Genomic DNA, 19,056 nt, shown 5'->3' with positions numbered 1-19,056 from the left:
GGTCTAGAACCGCTCCAACAAACGTTTCAGGTATTCCAGTTCGATCTGGGGGCGGTCCGATTCCCCGGTTCTGCGTCGGATTTCATCCAGCAGTTCCCGCGCCCGGCGGTACACGTCTTCGCCTTGCAGCAGATTCTCATCCGTTGAAATCGAACCGGCGGCACCCGGGTTTCGGCCCAGTGGATCGCGGTTATTGGCTTGCATATCGCCATCCTGCGTTCCCTGACCCGGTTGGTTTTGCTGGTTCTGCGCCATCGCCTCGCCCAGCGACCGCATGCCTTCACGCAACGCTTCCATGGCTTCGGATTGCTGATCGATGGCTTCCGCCAGATCGTCACCGCGCAGGGCTTGTTCCGCCTCGTCCATCGCACGCCCGGCCCGGTCAAGCGCCTCACGCGCAGCGTCGCCTTCGGGTGTGCCTGCGCCGGGCAGCCCCTGTTGCTGGCGGCCCAGCTCATCTCTCAGAGCCTGCTGACGATCCGCAAGTGAACCTTGACCCTGCTGGCCTTCGCCAGCCTGATCCGAGCCTTCCCCCTGACCGCCCTGACCTTCGTGGCTTTGCCCCCGGCCCTGCCCGCCGTTGCGCCCCTCATTGCCCTGGCTTTCACCGGATTGGGCGCCGGGGTTGAACTGTTCCTGCAAATCACGGAAGGCCTGATCGCTCAGACCTTGCTGTTCGCGCAGGGTTTCCGCCAATCCTTCCATGGCCTGCTGACCCTCGGACTGCTGGCCCTGACCCTGTCCCTGGGTCACACGCATGTTTTCCATCATCTGCTGGAACTCTTCCAATGCCTGCTGGGCCTCGGCCATCCGGCCCTGTTCCATAAGTTCCTGAATGCGGTCCATCATTCGTTGCAGGTCATCCTGCGTCATTTGCAGGGATTCGCCGTTCTGGCCGGGCTGACGCTCGCCATCTTCGCCATTGGGCTGAGCCAGCCGCTGCAACTGCTGGAGGTAATCCTGCGTCGCTTCGCGCAATTCCTGCATCAGTTCCGCGATTTCTTCGTCGCTGGCCCCGTTCTGCATCGCTTCGGTCAGACGTTCCTGCGCGCGGCGCATTCGTTCCAGCGCATCCGCCAGCGTGCCATCCTCGATCAACACGGCAAGATCCCAGAGTGCCTGAGCGATCTCTGCCTGCTGTTCAGGTTTCAACCCGTATTGATCAAAGGTCTCAAGCCGCCGCAGTACGACCCTCAAGCGCAAATAGGCAGTGTCCGAACGAAACAGGTCCTCTGGCAGATGAGACACAGCCCGCAGCAGTTGCGCGATGCGAGGCGCGTTGGAGCGCGACCAGAGCAGATCACGCCGTTGTTCGACCACCGCAGCAGCCAACGGATCAAAAAACCGTCGGGCCGGCAGGTCGGTCACATGTGGTTCGGAGGAAGATTGCTGATCCGCCGCGTCCGTAGCCATCAAAGTGATCCGGACCGGCAAATGCGCCCAGGGGTGTTGCGAGAAGTCCTCGATCAGATCTTCGGCAAAGTCCGCCCGGTCGCCCGTGATCGGCATCGGCAGTTCAATCTCGATGGCTTCCCGTGGTTCGGGCTCTGCTGCCAGACCATAACGGCGATCAACGGCAGCCAGATCCAGTTCAATCCGGGCTGAACCTGAAACCACACCATAGTCATCTCCTGCGACGAATGGCAGCTTCATCTGCCCGCCCGCCTCGGCCTCAGCCGATCCGGCCACGGCTATCTGTGGTGCCGTGTCGTCAATGATATCAACGACCCATTCCCGCCCCGAAGGCCCGTCGATGCGCAATTGACCAGAGCGTTCGGCCACGAATTCCTGCTCTGGGTCGGTCGCAGCTTCGACGCCCAGGGCTGAGCTGTTTTCGGTCAGGCTATGTGCGCCAACCTCGCCGTAAAGCCGTAAGGTAATGCGGCTGCCTTTGGGCACGGAAAGCTCCGCATCCGTTTGATCCGCGAGGTACAGCGTCGGAAGGCCCGTGTAACGGGGTGGTTCAACCCATCCTTCCCAAGTCGGTCCTTGCCCGGCGGCTGCAGTACCCGGTGCCATATCCACCACCGACCCCACGCGCCACAAAGAGCCGAAAACCAGCGCTACGACAAAAGCCAGCAATGCCGCGTAGCGCAGCGCACACGGATCTCGCGATGCCAACCGAAGGTCTGGTTTGACAGGCTCGGCCGTCGCGACCCGTTGCGCCATCCGGGTTTTATGCGCTTGCCATAGCGCCACGGAATCCCGATCGGCCGCACCGATGGCCTGATCATCCAACAAGGCCTGAACCGGCCGGCCTGGAAGAGTCTCATCCAGACGTATCAGAGCGTCCGCGCGCGAGGGTAGATTGAACTTTCGCAGGCCTAGAGCAACTGCCACGAAAAGCGACAAAAACGCCAGCGCACCGGCACCCCAGACGATTTCCACCGAAACGTGGTCCTGAAGCCCCAGCATCAACGCCGCAAGCAGAACCAGTACAATCGAGAACACCGGCCAGAATGCGCGCAGCACCTGTTCGGCCACCATGCCGACATGGGTCAGCCACAGGGACAGGCGCGGAATGGGCAGGTTGGAACGGTCGGACAAGACGGGCCTCCGGGGTTTGGCCCGCGCGGTTATCGCGTCAAAGCCACGTAGGTATGGTATCGCGGTTTATGATTTCGTCAAAGCTTGGGCGTTCACGAATGACTGCAAATTGATCGCCATTGACCAGAACCTCGGGGATCAGCGGGCGGGTATTGTACTCGCTGGCCATCACCGCACCATAGGCACCCGCGCTGCGGAAGGCGATCAGGTCTCTCGATTTCAGCGGCGGCATGTTGCGCTGCTTGGCAAAAGTGTCACCGGATTCGCAAACCGGGCCGACGATGTCATAGGCTTGCTGTTCCACGCCTGCCGCCGGCTCCTGTACCGCGACAATATCGTGATGCGCTTCGTACATTGCCGGACGGATCAGGTCATTCATGGCGGCGTCGACAATCAGGAAGTCACGGCCTTCGCCCGACTTCACATAGATCACCTTGCTGACCATCAGCCCTGCATTGCCTGCGATCAGGCGACCCGGCTCTATCTCGATCTCACAGCCCAGATGGCCCAGTGTCTTCTTGATCAAAGCGCCATATTCCACCGGCAGCGGCGGCGCGTCATTCGAGCGGGTATAAGGGATGCCCAATCCACCGCCCAGATCAAGACGGCGGATGTTGTGGCCTTCAGCCCGCAACTGCTCGGTCAGTTCGGCCACTTTCGTGTAGGCCAGCTCGAACGGCTCCAGTTCGGTCAGTTGCGAGCCTATGTGGACGTCGATGCCGATCACCTCCAGCCCGGGCAGGCTGGCCGCATGCGCATAGACTTCCGAGGCGCGGGAAATCGGTATTCCAAACTTGTTCTCGGACTTGCCGGTCGCAATCTTGGCATGGGTCTTGGCATCCACATCAGGATTCACCCGGACAGTGATCGGAGCAACCACACCCAATTCCAGTGCAATGGCGTTGATCACTTCCATCTCGGGCTCGGATTCGACGTTGAACTGACGAATGCCGCCGGTCAGCGCCGTACGTATCTCTTCCGCCGTTTTACCTACACCCGAGAACACTATTTTTTCTCCCGGAACTCCCGCCGCCTTGGCCCGCAGGTACTCACCGCCCGAGACCACGTCCATCCCCGCGCCTGCCTGCGCCAGGGTCTTCAGGATCGCCTGATTGCTGGCCGCTTTCATCGCGTAGCAGACAAGGTGGTCCGTGCCGTCAAGCGCATCGTCAAACAGCTGGAAATGCCGCAGCAAGGTTGCGGTGGAATAGACATAGAACGGCGTTCCGACCGCAGCAGCGATTTCGGAGACAGGGACATCCTCGGCGAAAAGCGCGCCGTCGCGGTAGAGAAAATGATCCATACCTGCGCGCTTAGACCAGAAGATGGCTTCGAATCAATGGATTCCGAACCCATCGACCAGGTTTAATTTCGGGTTGAAACTCCAACCCGGCCATAGCCCGAGATCGAAACTCCGGTGCCCGATTGCTTGGGTTCGGCCGCAGGTTCCGGGCGTCTTGCCGATGTAGGTTCGCAAGCCGTCAAAACCGCAAATACCAGAAACAGTCCTAGTGTTCTCATTTCAGTATCTTTTCTTTGGATGACACGCGCATCGACATGCCACCTCGCGTTGGTAGATCAAAAACCGATGCGCAATATGAAAATGGCTCAGAATCCCAGGTAAATACCCAGCGGTCCACGGCTCAGCCCCACACCGCCGCCAACATACGCTCCGCTTGAGCCAACCCCAACTGTCGCACTGACAGTTGGCTGTGCGGGCGCGGGCTGAACGGGCTCGCCATCGGCTCCGCATCCGGCCAGTATCAGGCCGAAAACTATAAACAGGCTCGCACGCAGCGCGGTCATCACACGATTGCCTTCCATCGTTCAACCTGAGCACGGACCTGATCCGGGGCCGTGCCACCATAGGACTGGCGTGAGTTTACAGAATTATCGACACCAAGGACAGAGTAGACGTCCTTTGTGATCTCGGCATGGACCGAATGCATGTCATCCAGCGTCAGATCCGGCAGGTCACAGCCCTTGTTCTCGGCCATTGCCACCAGAGATCCAGTCACATGATGCGCATCACGGAACGGCAGGCCCAGTACGCGCACCAACCAGTCGGCCAGATCGGTCGCCGTCGAGAAACCCGAACCAGCCGTAGCGGCTAGGCTGGCGCGGTTGGCCGTCATGTCCCTGATCATGCCTTCCATCGCCGCCAGCGCCAGCATCCAGTTGTCGGCGGTGTCAAAGACCTGTTCCTTGTCTTCCTGCATGTCCTTGGAATAGGCCAGCGGCAGGCCCTTCATCACCATCATCAGCGCCGTGTTGGCCCCAAAAATCCGTCCCACCTTGGCGCGAATCAGTTCGGCCGCGTCGGGGTTCTTTTTCTGCGGCATGATCGATGATCCGGTCGAGAAGCGATCTGACAGGGTGACAAAGCGGAATTGAGCCGAGGACCAGATCACCAGCTCTTCGGCAAAGCGCGACAGGTGAATGGCGCAGATCGAGGCCACCGACAGGAACTCCAGCGCGAAATCCCGGTCGCTAACGGCGTCTAGCGAGTTGGCAGCGGGGCGGTCAAAGCCCAGCGCCTCAGCCGTCATATGACGGTCGATCGGAAACGATGTGCCAGCCAGCGCAGCTGCGCCCAGCGGGGATTCGTTCATCCGGGCGCGGGCGTCACGAACGCGGGACAAATCACGGCCAAACATCTCGACATAGGCCATCATGTGATGGCCCCAAGTCACCGGCTGCGCCGTTTGCAGGTGGGTAAAACCCGGCATAACCCAATCGGCCCCGGCCTCGGCCTGCGCCAAAAGCGCGCGGATCAGGGCCAACAGGCCGGATTCAGCCGCGTCCAGCTGATCGCGGACCCACAGCTTGAAATCGGTTGCGACCTGATCGTTGCGCGACCGGCCTGTGTGCAACCGGCCTGCGGGCTCGCCGATGATCTCTTTCAGGCGCGCCTCGACATTCATGTGGATGTCTTCCAGCGCAGTCGAAAACTGAAACTCTCCGTTCTGGATTTCTGACAAAACGGTGAGCAGCCCTTCCCGAATGGCTTCAGCGTCACTATCACTTATGACGCCTGTGGCAGCCAACATGGCCGCATGGGCGCGCGAGCCTGCGATGTCCTGGGCTGCCATCCGCTGATCGAACCCGATCGAGGCGTTGATCGCCTCCATGATCGCGTCTGGACCGGCGGCAAAGCGGCCGCCCCACATCTGGTTCGAGGATTGATCGGTCATGTAAGAAAACCCGGAGTTGATATGCGCCTATTTCGTCTGATCCCCCTTTATATGGCCCTTGCGCTGGGTGCAAACGCCGCTTTGGCAACCGATGCCGAGACGCTCGCCCCTCTGCGGGAAGACAGCCTGAAACGTCTGATCCTGCACAAGGAACCGAAACCCGCCAAATCGATTGAATTCCAACTGGAAGACGACAGCGGTGTCGGAACACTTGCTGATTACGAGGGCAAGTATGTGTTGCTGAATTTCTGGGCCACCTGGTGTGCGCCCTGCCGCAAGGAAATGCCTCAGATTGCCGAGCTTCAGGAAGAATTCGGCGGCGACAAGTTTCAGGTTCTGACGTTGGCCACGGGTCGCAATTCACCTGCCGGTATCAAAAAGTTCTTTGAAGAAAACGGCATCGCCAACCTGCCCCGTCATCAAGACCCCAGTTCGGCAGCTGCGCGTGAGTTTGGCGTGATCGCGTTGCCGATCACAGTCATCCTGAACCCCAAAGGGCAGGAAATCGCCCGGCTGATCGGCGACGCGGAATGGAACTCGGACAGTGCGAAGGCGATTATCTCGACGCTCGTTGGCGCTGAAAGTTAACGCATTTAGAAAAATTCGCGGAGTTGTGGTATCCTCCCACGTATTAAGAGTGGGAGGCTTTTTTTATGAAAAATACGATTCTATTCCTTGCTGTTGCAGGCACATTGGCAATCGCTGGCGCCGCACATGCCGACTACAAACGGGTCAAGACCGCAAAGCAGTTCAATTCAGATATTGTTGGAAAAAAGCTGACCGACGAACAAGGCAATGTTTTTGTCGCGAATGCCGATGGCACGATTTCAGCCAAACTCAAAAGCGGGAAAAAGTTCAGCGGAACCTGGGTCTGGAACAAAAAATTCTGGTGCAGAAACGGGGTATTGGACGGCAAGGCACTGGGCACGGATTGTCAGCTTTGGGAAACTGACGGGGACACTGCCCGAATGACCCGTGAAAAAGGCAAGGGCAAAACAACCATTTATTCGATCAACAACTAAAGGCATCACCCCCTGTCAATCTCATGATATACTGTTCCTGCCCTGCCGGGCAGGGCAGGCATATTGTTTGGAATGGAGGCAATGATGAAATCCGTCGTACTGCTGATCGGACGCTTGCCAAATGTGATCGGAGATGTGGCGCGGCAACTGGATCACCTGCCGATAGAGTGGCTGGGTGCACATGACACCGACGAGGTTCGAAAACAGCTGGATGCCGAGCCCCGGATTGCCTGCGCCATGTTGGGCGCGGGACTTGACGACACGATCCGCGGTGAAATGGTGGGCATAATTGCCGCCCGCCGCCCGGATATCTGCATCCACCTGAAGGACCGGGCATCCGGCCCCGAAGGGCTGGTACCTTTCGTCGAACGTGTGGTGCAACACGAGATACTGGAACGGCTGGAAAACAGCTGACGTCACGCCACCTTTGACAGAGTTTCAACTCCTTTGCACTCTACGCTCAGGAGGATGGAATGCCACTTGAAATTCTATTGGCGCTGGTCGTCGGCGGCATAGCTGGCGTCACCCTGTTATTGCATCTCACCGGCAGGTCGCAGCAGGTGATGCTGACGCCCGACACGGCACGCTCACAATGGGCACGTCACTTTCCGGACGATGATGTGGTCGACGTCACGGTTTCCCATGATGGCCACGCCGCGGTGGTGCGCACCAGTACGGGCAATGGGTTGCTTTGGTCCTTCGGGGCCGACACCGTTGCCCGGCATCTGCTAGACTATGACCTTCTGGATCATCCGGAAGGTTATGAGATTCTGTTTCACGAATTCTCGGCACCCAAAACACTCATCCGACTGGACGAATTCGAACGCCATCACTGGCGTTACCTGATGGAGCCCGCATGACAAACCAGATTAGTTTTCCCGATGTGGTACAATGGGCCGTTCCTTTTTTCATCGCAGCGATTCTGGCTGAGTTTCTGTGGATCGCAGTCAAAGGCAAAGGCGGGCGTTATGAAACACGCGATGCGGTAACCTCATTGATAATGGGTGCTGGAAACATCGCGTCGGGCTTTTTGCTGGGCTTTATTGCCTATGTGTTTTTCATGTGGCTGTGGCAGATCACTCCGATGAACCTGGGTACATCAATTCCCGTTATCATCCTGTGCTTTGTCCTGGATGATCTGCGTTATTACTGGGTCCACCGCTTTGGCCATCGCATCCGCTGGGTCTGGGCCAGCCACGTAAACCATCACAGCTCACAGCACTATAACCTAACGACCGCACTGCGGCAGACATGGACCTATACATTCACCTTCATGATGGTCGTACGCGCTCCACTGATCCTGCTTGGGTTCCATCCGGCGATGGTTTTGTTCGTCGGTGGCCTCAATCTGATCTATCAGTTCTGGATTCACACCGAAGCCATCGGCAAGATGCCCCGCTGGTTCGAGGCAGTAATGAACACGCCCAGCCATCACCGCGCCCATCATGGCCGCAACGCGCGCTATCTGGATTGCAACTATGCCGGGGTGTTCATCATCTGGGACAAGATGTTTGGCACTTTTGTGCCAGAACAGGAAAACGACCGGGTAGATTACGGGTTGGTTCACAATATCGGCACGTTCAACCCGCTGCGCGTTGCGTTTCACGAATGGGTCGGCATCTGGAACGATGCCACGCAGCCCGGGCTGACCCTGCGCCAGCGGTTGGCCTATTGCTTCGCCCCACCGGGGTACAGCCACGATGGTAGCCGGGATAATTCGGAACAGATCAAGGCCAAGCATCTGACGCGCCATCCAGAAGATCGCGGAACGCCCGGTTTTGAGAATCTGGACCGAAAGTTGCCCAGCGGACAAGCAGAAAAGGCCTGAACCTGCTGACTAAAGCCTGCTTGTACCTTGAAATCTGGTCTTTGTGCGCCATATCGGTCGATAGACGTAGTGTAAGAGTGAGCGAGGGTCGGCATGAACCGTTTGGCAACCATTTCAACCTTTGTTGGGTTGTTCGGCTTGATGATTGCCATGCTCGCAGCCCTTGGCGGCGCTGTTGCAACCCTGATTGCGCTTGGTTTTGCAATGATGGCCCTTGGTGCAATGGGCGCGATACTTGGTGCAGCAGCTTCACTGGCGCGCGCGTGGCAATCCGCCCGCTGAGACCGTGCCGCAGATTTTTTTCTGAACCCTTAACTCCAGATTCATCTCTTTGCCCCGAGATTGTGACCGGACACCTGTCCCGGTCACATGGGAATCCGCGCGTATGGGAAACAAAAGACTGGCACATCTGCCTGAGGGGTCGGACAGCCCGTTGAACGCGGCAGTTTCGACACGGGATCGCTCGGTCGTGCAGATGGCAACCGATGCAGTGAAGCATAAGCAGTGCAAGCTGGCCTTTCAGCCCGTGATCCAAGCGCACGCCCCACGTGGCGTCGCGTTTTACGAAGGATTCATTCGGGTTCTGGACGAAACCGGTCGCGTCATCCCGGCGCGCGAGTTCATGCCTCAGGTTGAAAACACGCCTATCGGCCGCGAACTCGACTGCGTGGCGCTGGAACTCGGGCTGCGTACTTTGGCAAAGAACCCGGATATTCGTCTGTCGATCAACATATCTGCTCGCTCAATCGGTTATTCCAACTGGTCCAGAATACTGGACAGGTTTTTGAAACGAGATGCCGGCTTGGGCGAACGGTTGATTCTCGAGATTTCCGAAAGCTCAGCCATGCAGGTACCTGAGCTGGTTGTCGATTTCATGGACCGATTGCAGGGTCGCGGCATCGCTTTTGCGCTGGATGACTTTGGTGCCAGCAACTTCAGCTTCCGCCATTTTCGCGAATTTCTGTTCGACGCGGCGAAAATCGATGGCCAGTTTGTGCGGGGTATCAGCAACAATCCTGACAACCAGACATTGGTGCGGGCCCTGATCGCGGTGGCCCGTGAATTTGAAATTCTGGTCACAGCCGAATCGGTTGAAACGCAGGAGGATGCCGCGTTTTTGGTCGCAAGTGGTGTGGATTGCCTGCAAGGGTTCTTGTTTGGCGCACCCAGTGTCGCGGAACCCTGGAAGCAGGAAAACAAATCAAAAACAGGCAGTTGAACGCCTTTTGACCGACATTTTAATGTCTTTTCAGACACTGAGACAAGCTGCCCGTTGCTGCAAGTGCAGCATTACGCTATTGCAAGAGTACTTGAGCGGGGGATCACGGGGCGCTCTTGTTTCGAGAGGACACCTCTTGACCTGCGCCGTCAGAAATTCCGCTGGCCCATGACGGTAAAGGACTGATCATATGACCAACGTAGTAATCGCATCCGCCGCACGAACAGGTGTCGGCAGCTTCAGTGGTTCGTTTGCGAACACCCCTGCCCATGATCTGGGCGCTGCCGTCCTGGAAGCAGTTGTCGAGCGCGCCGGAGTAGAAAAAGGCGAAGTCAGCGAAACCATTATGGGTCAGGTTCTGACTGCCGCCCAAGGCCAGAACCCCGCGCGTCAGGCGCATATCAATGCCGGCCTGCCACAGGAAAGCGCCGCATGGGGTATCAATCAGGTTTGCGGCTCGGGCCTGCGCGCCGTTGCATTGGGCGCTCAACATATCCAGTTGGGCGACGCGGAAATCGTCGCTGCAGGTGGCCAGGAAAACATGTCTCTGTCACCCCACGCTGCCGCCCTGCGCGCCGGTCACAAGATGGGCGACATGAAATACATCGACACGATGATCCGCGATGGTCTGTGGGATGCTTTCAACGGCTATCACATGGGTCAGACTGCCGAGAACGTTGCTGAAAAATGGCAGATCAGCCGCGAGACGCAGGATGAATTCGCCGTCGCCTCGCAGAACAAGGCAGAAGCTGCTCAGAAAGCCGGAAAATTCGCAGACGAAATCGTGCCCTTCACCATCAAGACCCGTAAGGGCGACATCGTGATGGACAAGGACGAATACATTCGCCACGGCGCAACAATGGAGGCCATGACTAAGCTTCGCCCGGCCTTTACCAAGGACGGCTCTGTCACCGCGGCCAATGCATCCGGCCTGAATGACGGCGCTGCGGCCACGTTGCTGATGTCAGCCGAAAACGCCGAAAAGCGTGGAATCGAACCTCTGGCACGCATCGCATCCTACGCGACCGCCGGTCTGGACCCATCGATCATGGGTGTCGGCCCGATCTACGCGTCGCGCAAAGCGCTGGAAAAAGCAGGCTGGTCGGTTGACGATCTGGATCTGGTAGAAGCCAACGAAGCCTTTGCCGCACAGGCTTGCGCCGTGAACAAGGATATGGGCTGGGATCCGTCGATCGTGAACGTAAACGGTGGCGCGATTGCCATCGGTCACCCGATCGGCGCTTCGGGCTGCCGTGTTTTGAACACTTTGCTGTTCGAAATGAAGCGTCGCGATGCAAAAAAGGGTCTGGCGACCTTGTGCATCGGCGGCGGCATGGGCGTTGCCCTGTGTGTGGAGCGCGACTAAGCGCTTTGACAATCAAATAGAAATAGGCGCCCAGTTGGGCGCCTTTTTTGTTACATTGAGGTTCTACCTCTTGGATGCGACGATATTGCCGCCCGGAATCTGAAATTCATGACGAAACAATATTGCGCACGATCATCTCTCAGAGTAACAGCATTACCAAGACGACTAAAATTGAAGGAGTCATAAATGGCACGAACAGCACTCGTAACCGGCGGTTCCCGCGGCATTGGCGCAGCAATTTCCAAGGCGCTCAAAGCCGAAGGGTATAACGTTGCGGCCACCTATGCAGGGAATGACGAAGCCGCCGCAAAATTCACCGAAGAAACCGGTATAAAGACCTACAAGTGGAATGTCGCCGATTACGACGAATCCAAAGCAGGCATCGAACAGGTCGAAGCCGAGGTTGGCCCCATCGATATCGTTGTCGCCAACGCAGGCATCACCCGCGATGCTCCGTTCCACAAAATGACCCCCGACCAGTGGAAGGACGTGATCGACACCAACCTGACCGGTGTTTTCAACACCGTACACCCCGTCTGGCCCGGCATGCGCGAGCGCAAGTTCGGTCGTGTCATCGTCATCAGCTCGATCAACGGTCAGAAAGGCCAATTCGCTCAGGTGAACTATGCTGCGACCAAGGCGGGCGATCTGGGCATCGTGAAGTCTCTGGCGCAGGAAGGCGCGCGAGCGGGCATCACTGCCAACGCAATCTGCCCCGGCTATATCGCAACTGAAATGGTCATGGCTGTGCCTGAGAAAGTGCGCGAGTCCATCATCGGCCAGATCCCGGCCGGACGTCTGGGTGAGCCAGAGGAAATTGCGCGTTGTGTGGTTTTCCTGGCCTCGGATGATTCGCAGTTCATCAACGGCTCGACGATTTCGGCCAACGGTGCGCAATTCTTCGTCTGATCCAGACTTGGAAAGAAAAAGCGGGCCGGTCCCTTTGGGCCGGCCCTTTGTAATCCCGTAAGATCGCGCGCGCTGCGATCAGCGGGAACCGAATACCCATCCCCAAAACTGCCAGACCACCCGGCTGCGCTCTTGATGGGCGCGCAGGATCGCCACTTGGGCGGCGGGATTTGTCGTCATCTCGATCATGGCAGTCTCCTTTTCAAATCAGTTTTATTTGACCTGATGTGAATATGAGGGTTACGAAAGAAAGAGACAAACGAGCTTTCTTGGATCTTCAGTTAAGATTTACTTCACTATGAGCGACTATCTTCCACCGCTGACCGCGCTGCGCGCTTTTGACGCCGCAGCCCGGCACATGTCTTTCGCGAAGGCGGCGGAAGAGCTGCATGTGACGCCAGCCGCCCTGTCCTTTCAGATCAAATCGCTAGAAGAACACCTTGGACGGCCGCTGTTTCGCCGCCTGAACCGCGCCGTAGAACTGACCGAGGCGGGCCGTGCCCTCGCGCCCGGTGCGGCAGAAGGGTTTGCCACATTGCAATCCGCGTGGCGCGCAGTGCGCAGACAGGAAGATGGCACAAGCCTGACCGTCACTGCAGGTCCAGCTTTGACCGCCAAGTGGCTGGCGCCACGGCTCTACGAATTTGCTCGGGCGCATCCCGAGATCGATCTGAAATTTTCGGCCACACTTCGCAACATGGATCTGGAGCGAGACGACGTGGACGTCGCCATCCGGTTCGGGAATTCGGCCGATGACGGGCTGTATTCCGTTCCCGTCAGAAAGGAATGGCTGACCCCTGTCATGACTCCGGAATTTGCGGAACAATTCACCACGCCGGAAAGCCTTCAAGAGGCGCCGTTGATCCATGACGATTCGATCAGTTTTCTGACTCCGCCCTGCGATTGGCCCGCCTGGTTCCGTGCCGTGGGAATAGACTTTACTCCGACCCATGGCGCGCATTTTTCTAATGCTGATCACGCGATTGACGCGGCTGTTGCCGGGGTTGGCGTCGCACTGGGGCGGCGCGCCATGATTCTCAAGGACTTGACCGAAGGCCGTTTGGTTGCGCCTTTCAAAGTGGCTCTGGAAACCCTAGGCCGGTTCCGGTTTCTTTGCCTGCCGGGGGCTGAAAACAAACCTCAGATCGCAGCGTTTCGCGATTGGTTCCTGGCCGAGATTGAAAAAACCGCGCATATATCGGATGAGTTCAAAATCGTTCCGATTGAAGAGGTTTCCTCCCCATGACCAAAATGCGTGCAACGGCCATAGGTTTCGTGGCCGTCTTGCTGTGGGCCTTACTGGCGTTGTTCACTGTTGGGTCGGCACCCACGCCGCCGCTGCTGCTGAACACGATCTGTTTTTCGATCGGCGGGGCGCTTGGACTGATCTGGGCGGCGGCAACAGGTGGTCTGAGCGGTTTGAAGCAGGTCCCCTGGACAACTTACCTTTTTGGCGCATTGGGCCTATTTGGCTATCACGCGCTGTATTTTTCAGCTCTGCGCATGGCACCGGCTGCCGAGGCTGGGCTGATCTCTTATCTCTGGCCTCTGCTCATTGTGCTTTTGTCGGGACTTTTGCCAAGTGAACACCTGCGTATCGGTCACCTGATCGGCGCCTGTCTTGGGTTTTCCGGGGCCGCTGTGATCATCGCCGGAGGCGGCGGTGCAGGCTTTCAGGCCCAATACCTGCCGGGGTATGCGTTGGCTTTGCTCTGCGCACTGACATGGTCGGGCTACTCGGTTCTATCGCGCAAATTGGAGGGCACGCCGACAAGTTCCGTGGCGGTATTCTGTCTTGCGGCTGCGCTCGCCTCGGGGCTGCTGCACCTGGCGGTGGAAGACACTGTATTGCCCGATACGGCACTGGGCTGGGCGTCGGTGCTGGCACTCGGCCTTGGACCAGTCGGGTTGGCGTTTTACGTCTGGGATATTGGTGTAAAGCAAGGCGACATACAAATCCTCGGAACCTCATCATATGCGGCCCCGTTATTGTCGACCCTAGCTTTGGTGGCGGCCGGGATCGCCGCCCCATCTTGGGGGCTTGCGATCGCGGCTTTCCTGATTACCGGCGGGGCCTTGATAGCGGCCCGCGCAAGCCTGAAAACTTAAGCAGACAGGCGCTCGATCTCTTCTTTCAGCTTGAGCTTCTGTTTTTTCAGCTGAGCTATGTGGAGATCATCGATGCCTGGCGAGCGTTGGGCTTGTTCCACTTCTAGACCGAGAGATTCGTGCTTTTTCTTCAGTTCCGTCAGATGTGCGCTCACGCTCATTGCGATCCTCCTTGTTTACGTGTCTGTATGTCACGTAAGAATTTGACCACATCGTTTCCACACTGTCACGCTGCAGACGCACAGAATCTGTAATAAATCCGACAAATTCGGCTGGTCATTGCCGATGGCATCAGATCCGAGGCAAAGGGGCGGCCTGCCGAAGCACGGCAGAGACCGCCTCGGTATAGCTTTCACCGTCTTTTTCGTGGCGCTCACCTGCGTGCAGAATCAAAGGCGCATGGAGGCGAAATGCCGCGCGTCCCCCTTTGCGGGCGCTCAGGATGACCAACTCGGCCTGGCGGCCCGCCCGCGCGCTGAGCGGCAGCACCTCGATTGAACCCAGCTTCCCCTGACAGGCCGTCAGCATATCGGGAAGACGATCAGCTTTTTGGATCATGTGCAGAAACCCCCGAGGGGCAAGGCGTTTGGCCGCCACGGCGATCCAGTCGATCAGCGGAGTCTCTTCGCCCAGGGCAATGCTCCGCCCCGTGTCACAGGCGGGGCTATGCGCCCCTGCACGGTAATAGGGCGGGTTCGCAATAACGTGATCAAAGTGGCGCTGTCGAACATCATCAGGCAAAGCGGTCAGGTCTGCCTCAATCACGTCCATATCAAAGCCGTTGATTTCCGAATTTCGGCGCGCCAGATCTGCATAGGCAGGCTGCAATTCGACCCCAACCATTTGCAGCCCCGGTACCCGCGCGGACAGGCACAGAATGGCAGCCCCTGCGCCGCATCCCAGCTCCAGCACGGACTGTCCGGCCTTGGCAGGGACGGATGCAGCCAGCAAAACAGGGTCTACCCCGGCGCGGTAACCTGACGCAGGTTGCAGCAATCGCACCCGACCACCCAGGAAATCGTTGCACGTCAGTTCACTGTCTTTGAAGCGCGTCATCGGCCCAGCGGGATCTCGTTATCGCGCATCACGCGCTCGGCTCGGGTAAGGTCTTCGGTCCGAACCATCAGACGTCGGGGAAAGATTCCGATACCGCCTTCGAGGATGCTCATATTTACGTCCATCTGAAAGCAGTCTATATCCTCGCCCTCAAGGAGAGCGGATGCAAAGGCTAGGATCGTCGGATCGGTACTGTGCAATAGTTCTTTCATGGGGATGGATGTAAGGGCAAGGCGAGGCGGAAGTCGAGCCTTGTATCAGGAGTGTGATGACCGTCGACATGATCTCGAAACCGCATGAGCGCCTGGCCGAAATTCTGGCGGGCGAGATGGAGGCCGTGAACGGGCTGATCCGTACGCGGATGGCGTCGGACCATGCGCCACGTATCCCGGAAGTGACGCAGCACCTGGTCGAAGCCGGTGGAAAACGCCTGCGCCCGATGCTGACATTGGCCGCAGCACGCCTGTTTGGCTATTCCGGCGACCACCACCTGCGCCTTGCGGCGACGGTCGAGTTCATTCACACCGCCACCCTGCTGCATGACGACGTAGTGGATGAGAGCGCGCAGCGACGCGGCCGCCCGACTGCCAATCTGCTGTGGGACAACAAGTCCAGTGTTCTGGTTGGCGATTACCTGTTTTCACGCAGTTTCCAGCTTATGGTCGAAACGGGCTCGCTTCGGGTTCTGGACATCCTTGCCAATGCCTCTGCAACAATTGCCGAAGGCGAAGTGCTGCAAATGACAGCCGCAACCGATCTGCGTACGGATGAAAACGTTTATCTACAGGTTGTGCGTGGTAAGACGGCGGCATTGTTCTCGGCCGCAACCGAGGTGGGCGGTGTGATCGCAGGCGCCTCGGAAGAGCAGATCCAAGCGCTTTTCGACTATGGCGATTCATTGGGCATCGCGTTCCAGATTGCCGATGATCTGTTGGATTATCAGGGCGACAGCAAAACGACCGGAAAAAACGTTGGCGATGACTTCCGTGAACGGAAACTGACCCTGCCTGTCATCAAAGCCGTGGCGCAAGCCACGCCGGAAGAACGCGCCTTTTGGGAGCGTACGATTGAAAAGGGCCGGCAGCAGGACGGTGATCTGGATCACGCGCTGGGTCTGATGAACAAATACGCCACGCTCGAAGAAACCCGGCAAGATGCTTTAGGTTGGGCAAATAAAGCCAAAACCGCTTTGGCTGTATTGCCTGACCACGAAGTTCGCAGTCTGCTGCGCCAACTGGCCGACTACGTGGTTTCGCGCCTCAGTTAAGCTGCGTGGCACGGCACCACCAATCGGGATGGGCTGCGCCGATATCATAAGCCGCGAAATGCGCATCTTTCATCGTCGGATAAAGCGCAAAGCAAGTTGATCCTGACCCTGACATGCGCGCCACCAGAGCGCGATTGGTCATGTTCAGCTCGTCCAGCACCTGTTCAATCTCACGCGCAACACCCATGGCAGGCACTTGCAGATCATTGCGCTGTTCGCCCAGCCACTGGGCGCAATCGTCAGCGCTTGCAAAATCCGGGATAACCTCAGGCATCGGCGGATTGTCTCTGGACGCTAGCGCGTCGAAAACGGTACCTGTCGGCACCTGTACATTCGGGTTGACCAAAAGGGCGGGCAGGTGCGGAAGGTTCACCGCCGCCAACCGATCGCCAATGCCCTGCATTCTTATCGCCCGGCCCTTCAGGCAGACGGGTACATCTGCCCCCAGTGTCAACGGCAGCTCTGGCGGGATGTCGCAACCCTGCCCTACCAAAGCCCCAAGTGTTGCGGCAGCATCCGAAGAGCCACCCCCGATGCCCGCCCCATGCGGCAGAGATTTGCTCAGGTCGATATGCCCGGTCCAACCAACGCCCTCAGCCGCTTTCCAGACCAGATTTCGGCGGTCTGAGGGTACTCCATCGGCAAACTCGCCACGCATATCCAAAGACAGCTCTGGACCGGGTCTGAATGTCAGCTGATCACCCAGATCAGCGAAAACCACCAGCGAATCCAACAGGTGATAACCGTCCTCACGATGGCCTGTGACATGTAGGGTCAGGTTGATCTTGGCGGGCGCAAACGCCTTAATTTCCATTGGCGACTTTCAATGGCTCCGAACCTTCTTCGGCCAAGACGGCATCCAGCCCGACTTCGATCTTGCGCCGGATGCGTTCGGGATCAGCTTCGCCATCGGCATCTTCCGGGTCGATAAAGGACAAGGCGCGGCTCCACTGGAACTCGGCCTCACGTGCGCGCCCGACAGCCCAATAGACGTCACCCAGATGATCATTGACCACCGGATCGACCGGCATCAGCTCAACCGCACGCTCCATGTGTTCGACGGCCTCGTCGTAACGCCCCAGACGGAACAGAACCCAGCCCAGACTGTCCACGATGTAGCCGCTATCCGGACGAGCAGCTACAGCGCGTTCGATCATGTCCAGCGCTTCGCCCAGCTTTTCTTTGCGCTCAACCAGCGAATAACCCAGATAGTTCAGAACCTGGGGCTGATCCGGGTTCAGCTCCAGCGCCCGGCGAAAATCAGCTTCGGCCTGATCCCAGTGCTTCAGCCTTTCATGGCTGATTCCACGCGCGTAATGCAGGAACCAGTTCCCACCCGCTGCACTATCCGTCAGGGCAATCGCAGTGTCGTAAGAGGCCACCGCGGCCGCATAGTTTTCCTGTCGCCGCTGCAGGTCTGCCAAAGCGACGTGCACACCCGGCAAGTCGGGGTTTTGCGCAGCCAGGTTTTGCAACACTTCGACGGCGGCATCGGTTTTTCCAGAACGGTCCAAAACTTCGGCCCGGCCCAATTCGGCCGCGTGGTGATCGTTGCTGTCCGCTGGGACCAGACGGTACGCCTCAACCGCCAAATCATATTGCTGCAAGGTTTCCAGCAGATCTGCACTCAGCAAAATGGCGTCCACATGATCGGGCCGCAGGAAACTGGCCAAGCGTGTGTACAGCAGAACATAGTCGGCTGAAGCTTCGCTGTTCAACGCGGCACCGACGGTAAAGAATATTTCGGCCATGCCGTCCTGAGCGGATCGGACATGAGTGAACGGCAAGGTTTCTCCTGCTTCCAATTGGCTCAAATAGGTCTCGATGGTCGGGTCACTGCCTGCCACAAACACCTCGTCCAGAAACTGAATGGCGTCCTCGTTGCGATCAAGCTGCGACAAAATCTCGGTGCGGGCCAACGCAGCCCGACGCGAGAATCGGGCAACCGTTCCATCATTGTCCGCAAGTATCGCCTCTGCGCCTTCGAAATCACCGATAGACGCCAATGCCATCGCCTTGTGATAAAGCGCGAATTCCCTGAGGCCATCCTGAGTGGCGACAGAATCGAACTGATCCATCGCCTTCGTCATCTCACCTTGTCCCAGATAAGCCCAGGCGATCATCAGGCCATCAACAAGAGGACCGACACCCTGTGTTTCAGGGTCACGGGCCAGTAGTTCGTCAAATTTTCCCTGGGCAATCAAATTGACCGATATCACCATTCGCGCAGCCTGGCTGGGCAAGTTGGCTTTCTCGATCTGCTGGGCGACAGGCAGCGCGCGGGCCACTTCCCCCAAAGCGATGCGGGCAACTACAACACTTTCCAGCAGCAGCGCATTTTGGGGATCAAACCTGAGGGCCTGAGCGTAGTACCGTTCAGCGGCAGAATAGTCGCTTTCGTAAATCGCCTGTCGCCCGGCCAGATATGATCCGGCACTCGATTCCGAATAGGCCGGGACTGCGACCGACGACATGAGAAGCACGGACAAAGCCGCACGACGAACCAGGGAAACCACCGAAATCCTGCCTTGCTATCGTT

General features: G+C 58.0%; 22 protein-coding genes. 12 read left to right on the top strand and 10 right to left on the bottom strand.

Features of this window, described 5'->3' with window-relative positions; translation table 11 throughout:
- Positions 1 to 3: 3 nt before the first annotated feature.
- The 5 genes from AC2FEB_RS11650 to argH all read right to left on the bottom strand — a co-directional run bounded on the left by AC2FEB_RS11650 (position 4) and on the right by argH (position 5,741).
- Complete coding sequence (locus tag AC2FEB_RS11650) at positions 4 to 2,547, bottom strand: TIGR02302 family protein (RefSeq protein ID WP_496884072.1); 2,544 nt, start codon at positions 2,545 to 2,547, stop codon at positions 4 to 6.
- Positions 2,548 to 2,584: 37 nt separating this feature from the next.
- Positions 2,585 to 3,850, bottom strand: coding sequence for a diaminopimelate decarboxylase (gene lysA / locus AC2FEB_RS11645; protein WP_496672356.1), 1,266 nt, complete (start codon positions 3,848 to 3,850; stop codon positions 2,585 to 2,587).
- Positions 3,851 to 3,912: 62 nt separating this feature from the next.
- Positions 3,913 to 4,068, bottom strand: coding sequence for a hypothetical protein (locus AC2FEB_RS11640; protein ID WP_162896828.1), 156 nt, complete (start codon positions 4,066 to 4,068; stop codon positions 3,913 to 3,915).
- Between the two features lie 87 nt (positions 4,069 to 4,155).
- Positions 4,156 to 4,353, bottom strand: coding sequence for an argininosuccinate lyase (locus AC2FEB_RS11635; RefSeq protein WP_117872872.1), 198 nt, complete (start codon positions 4,351 to 4,353; stop codon positions 4,156 to 4,158).
- Positions 4,353 to 5,741 carry an argininosuccinate lyase gene (argH, locus tag AC2FEB_RS11630; RefSeq protein ID WP_496672360.1) on the bottom strand — a complete coding sequence of 463 codons (1,389 nt, stop codon included), beginning with the start codon at positions 5,739 to 5,741 and terminating at the stop codon, positions 4,353 to 4,355. The genes AC2FEB_RS11635 and argH overlap by 1 nt, the downstream gene beginning before the upstream one ends.
- Positions 5,742 to 5,762: 21 nt before the next feature.
- Here argH and AC2FEB_RS11625 point away from each other — a divergent pair, with 21 nt between their 5' ends.
- From AC2FEB_RS11625 to yddG, 11 genes are all read left to right on the top strand, one after another.
- Positions 5,763 to 6,329, top strand: coding sequence for a TlpA disulfide reductase family protein (locus tag AC2FEB_RS11625; RefSeq protein WP_117870391.1), 567 nt, complete (start codon positions 5,763 to 5,765; stop codon positions 6,327 to 6,329).
- Between the two features lie 65 nt (positions 6,330 to 6,394).
- Positions 6,395 to 6,763 (top strand): hypothetical protein, encoded by a 369-nt coding sequence (locus tag AC2FEB_RS11620; protein ID WP_117870393.1) that lies wholly within the window; start codon positions 6,395 to 6,397, stop codon positions 6,761 to 6,763.
- Between the two features lie 84 nt (positions 6,764 to 6,847).
- Positions 6,848 to 7,177 carry a hypothetical protein gene (locus AC2FEB_RS11615; protein ID WP_117872873.1) on the top strand — a complete coding sequence of 110 codons (330 nt, stop codon included), beginning with the start codon at positions 6,848 to 6,850 and terminating at the stop codon, positions 7,175 to 7,177.
- Between the two features lie 59 nt (positions 7,178 to 7,236).
- Complete coding sequence (locus tag AC2FEB_RS11610; RefSeq protein ID WP_117870395.1) at positions 7,237 to 7,623, top strand: hypothetical protein; 387 nt, start codon at positions 7,237 to 7,239, stop codon at positions 7,621 to 7,623.
- Positions 7,620 to 8,591, top strand: coding sequence for a sterol desaturase family protein (locus AC2FEB_RS11605; protein WP_496672365.1), 972 nt, complete (start codon positions 7,620 to 7,622; stop codon positions 8,589 to 8,591). Before AC2FEB_RS11610 ends, AC2FEB_RS11605 begins: the two co-directional genes overlap by 4 nt.
- Before the next feature lie 93 nt (positions 8,592 to 8,684).
- The gene (locus AC2FEB_RS11600) at positions 8,685 to 8,873 is read left to right on the top strand and encodes a hypothetical protein (protein ID WP_117870399.1); all 189 of its coding nucleotides are present in this window, start codon (positions 8,685 to 8,687) and stop codon (positions 8,871 to 8,873) included.
- Between the two features lie 103 nt (positions 8,874 to 8,976).
- Positions 8,977 to 9,810, top strand: a complete 834-nt coding sequence (locus AC2FEB_RS11595; RefSeq protein WP_496672368.1) for an EAL domain-containing protein — start codon at positions 8,977 to 8,979, stop codon at positions 9,808 to 9,810.
- Positions 9,811 to 10,000: 190 nt separating this feature from the next.
- On the top strand, positions 10,001 to 11,176 hold the full coding sequence (locus AC2FEB_RS11590) for an acetyl-CoA C-acetyltransferase (RefSeq protein WP_117870403.1): 1,176 nt from the start codon (positions 10,001 to 10,003) through the stop codon (positions 11,174 to 11,176).
- A 186-nt stretch (positions 11,177 to 11,362) separates the two neighbouring features.
- On the top strand, positions 11,363 to 12,085 hold the full coding sequence (phbB, locus tag AC2FEB_RS11585) for an acetoacetyl-CoA reductase (RefSeq protein WP_117870405.1): 723 nt from the start codon (positions 11,363 to 11,365) through the stop codon (positions 12,083 to 12,085).
- 298 nt (positions 12,086 to 12,383) lie between these two features.
- Entirely contained in the window at positions 12,384 to 13,331 is a 948-nt protein-coding gene (locus AC2FEB_RS11580; RefSeq protein ID WP_496672372.1) for a transcriptional regulator GcvA, read from the top strand.
- The gene (gene yddG, locus AC2FEB_RS11575) at positions 13,328 to 14,194 is read left to right on the top strand and encodes an aromatic amino acid exporter YddG (protein WP_496884071.1); all 867 of its coding nucleotides are present in this window, start codon (positions 13,328 to 13,330) and stop codon (positions 14,192 to 14,194) included. The genes AC2FEB_RS11580 and yddG overlap by 4 nt, the downstream gene beginning before the upstream one ends.
- On the opposite strand, the gene AC2FEB_RS11570 is transcribed toward yddG, so the two are convergent.
- From AC2FEB_RS11570 to AC2FEB_RS11560, 3 genes are all read right to left on the bottom strand, one after another.
- On the bottom strand, positions 14,191 to 14,355 hold the full coding sequence (locus tag AC2FEB_RS11570; protein WP_083445267.1) for a YdcH family protein: 165 nt from the start codon (positions 14,353 to 14,355) through the stop codon (positions 14,191 to 14,193). The two genes, yddG and AC2FEB_RS11570, sit on opposite strands and share 4 nt — an antisense overlap.
- Positions 14,356 to 14,485: 130 nt before the next feature.
- Positions 14,486 to 15,250, bottom strand: a complete 765-nt coding sequence (locus tag AC2FEB_RS11565) for a tRNA1(Val) (adenine(37)-N6)-methyltransferase (protein WP_496672379.1) — start codon at positions 15,248 to 15,250, stop codon at positions 14,486 to 14,488.
- Complete coding sequence (locus AC2FEB_RS11560) at positions 15,247 to 15,462, bottom strand: putative signal transducing protein (RefSeq protein ID WP_496672382.1); 216 nt, start codon at positions 15,460 to 15,462, stop codon at positions 15,247 to 15,249. Before AC2FEB_RS11560 ends, AC2FEB_RS11565 begins: the two co-directional genes overlap by 4 nt.
- A gap of 56 nt (positions 15,463 to 15,518) precedes the next feature.
- Here AC2FEB_RS11560 and AC2FEB_RS11555 point away from each other — a divergent pair, with 56 nt between their 5' ends.
- Positions 15,519 to 16,517, top strand: a complete 999-nt coding sequence (locus AC2FEB_RS11555; RefSeq protein WP_299899198.1) for a polyprenyl synthetase family protein — start codon at positions 15,519 to 15,521, stop codon at positions 16,515 to 16,517.
- On the opposite strand, the gene AC2FEB_RS11550 is transcribed toward AC2FEB_RS11555, so the two are convergent.
- Together AC2FEB_RS11550 and AC2FEB_RS11545 are read right to left on the bottom strand one after the other, a co-directional pair.
- Positions 16,510 to 17,331, bottom strand: a complete 822-nt coding sequence (locus AC2FEB_RS11550) for a 4-(cytidine 5'-diphospho)-2-C-methyl-D-erythritol kinase (RefSeq protein ID WP_117870417.1) — start codon at positions 17,329 to 17,331, stop codon at positions 16,510 to 16,512. The genes AC2FEB_RS11555 and AC2FEB_RS11550 overlap by 8 nt on opposite strands.
- Positions 17,321 to 18,991, bottom strand: coding sequence for a tetratricopeptide repeat protein (locus AC2FEB_RS11545; RefSeq protein WP_162896829.1), 1,671 nt, complete (start codon positions 18,989 to 18,991; stop codon positions 17,321 to 17,323). The genes AC2FEB_RS11550 and AC2FEB_RS11545 overlap by 11 nt, the downstream gene beginning before the upstream one ends.
- Positions 18,992 to 19,056 lie beyond the last annotated feature (65 nt).

The sequence above is a fragment of the Ruegeria sp. YTSC106 genome, from assembly GCF_059609765.1.
Note: the sequence above shows the minus strand (reverse complement) of the source record. Positions and strands in the feature narration are given on the sequence as shown.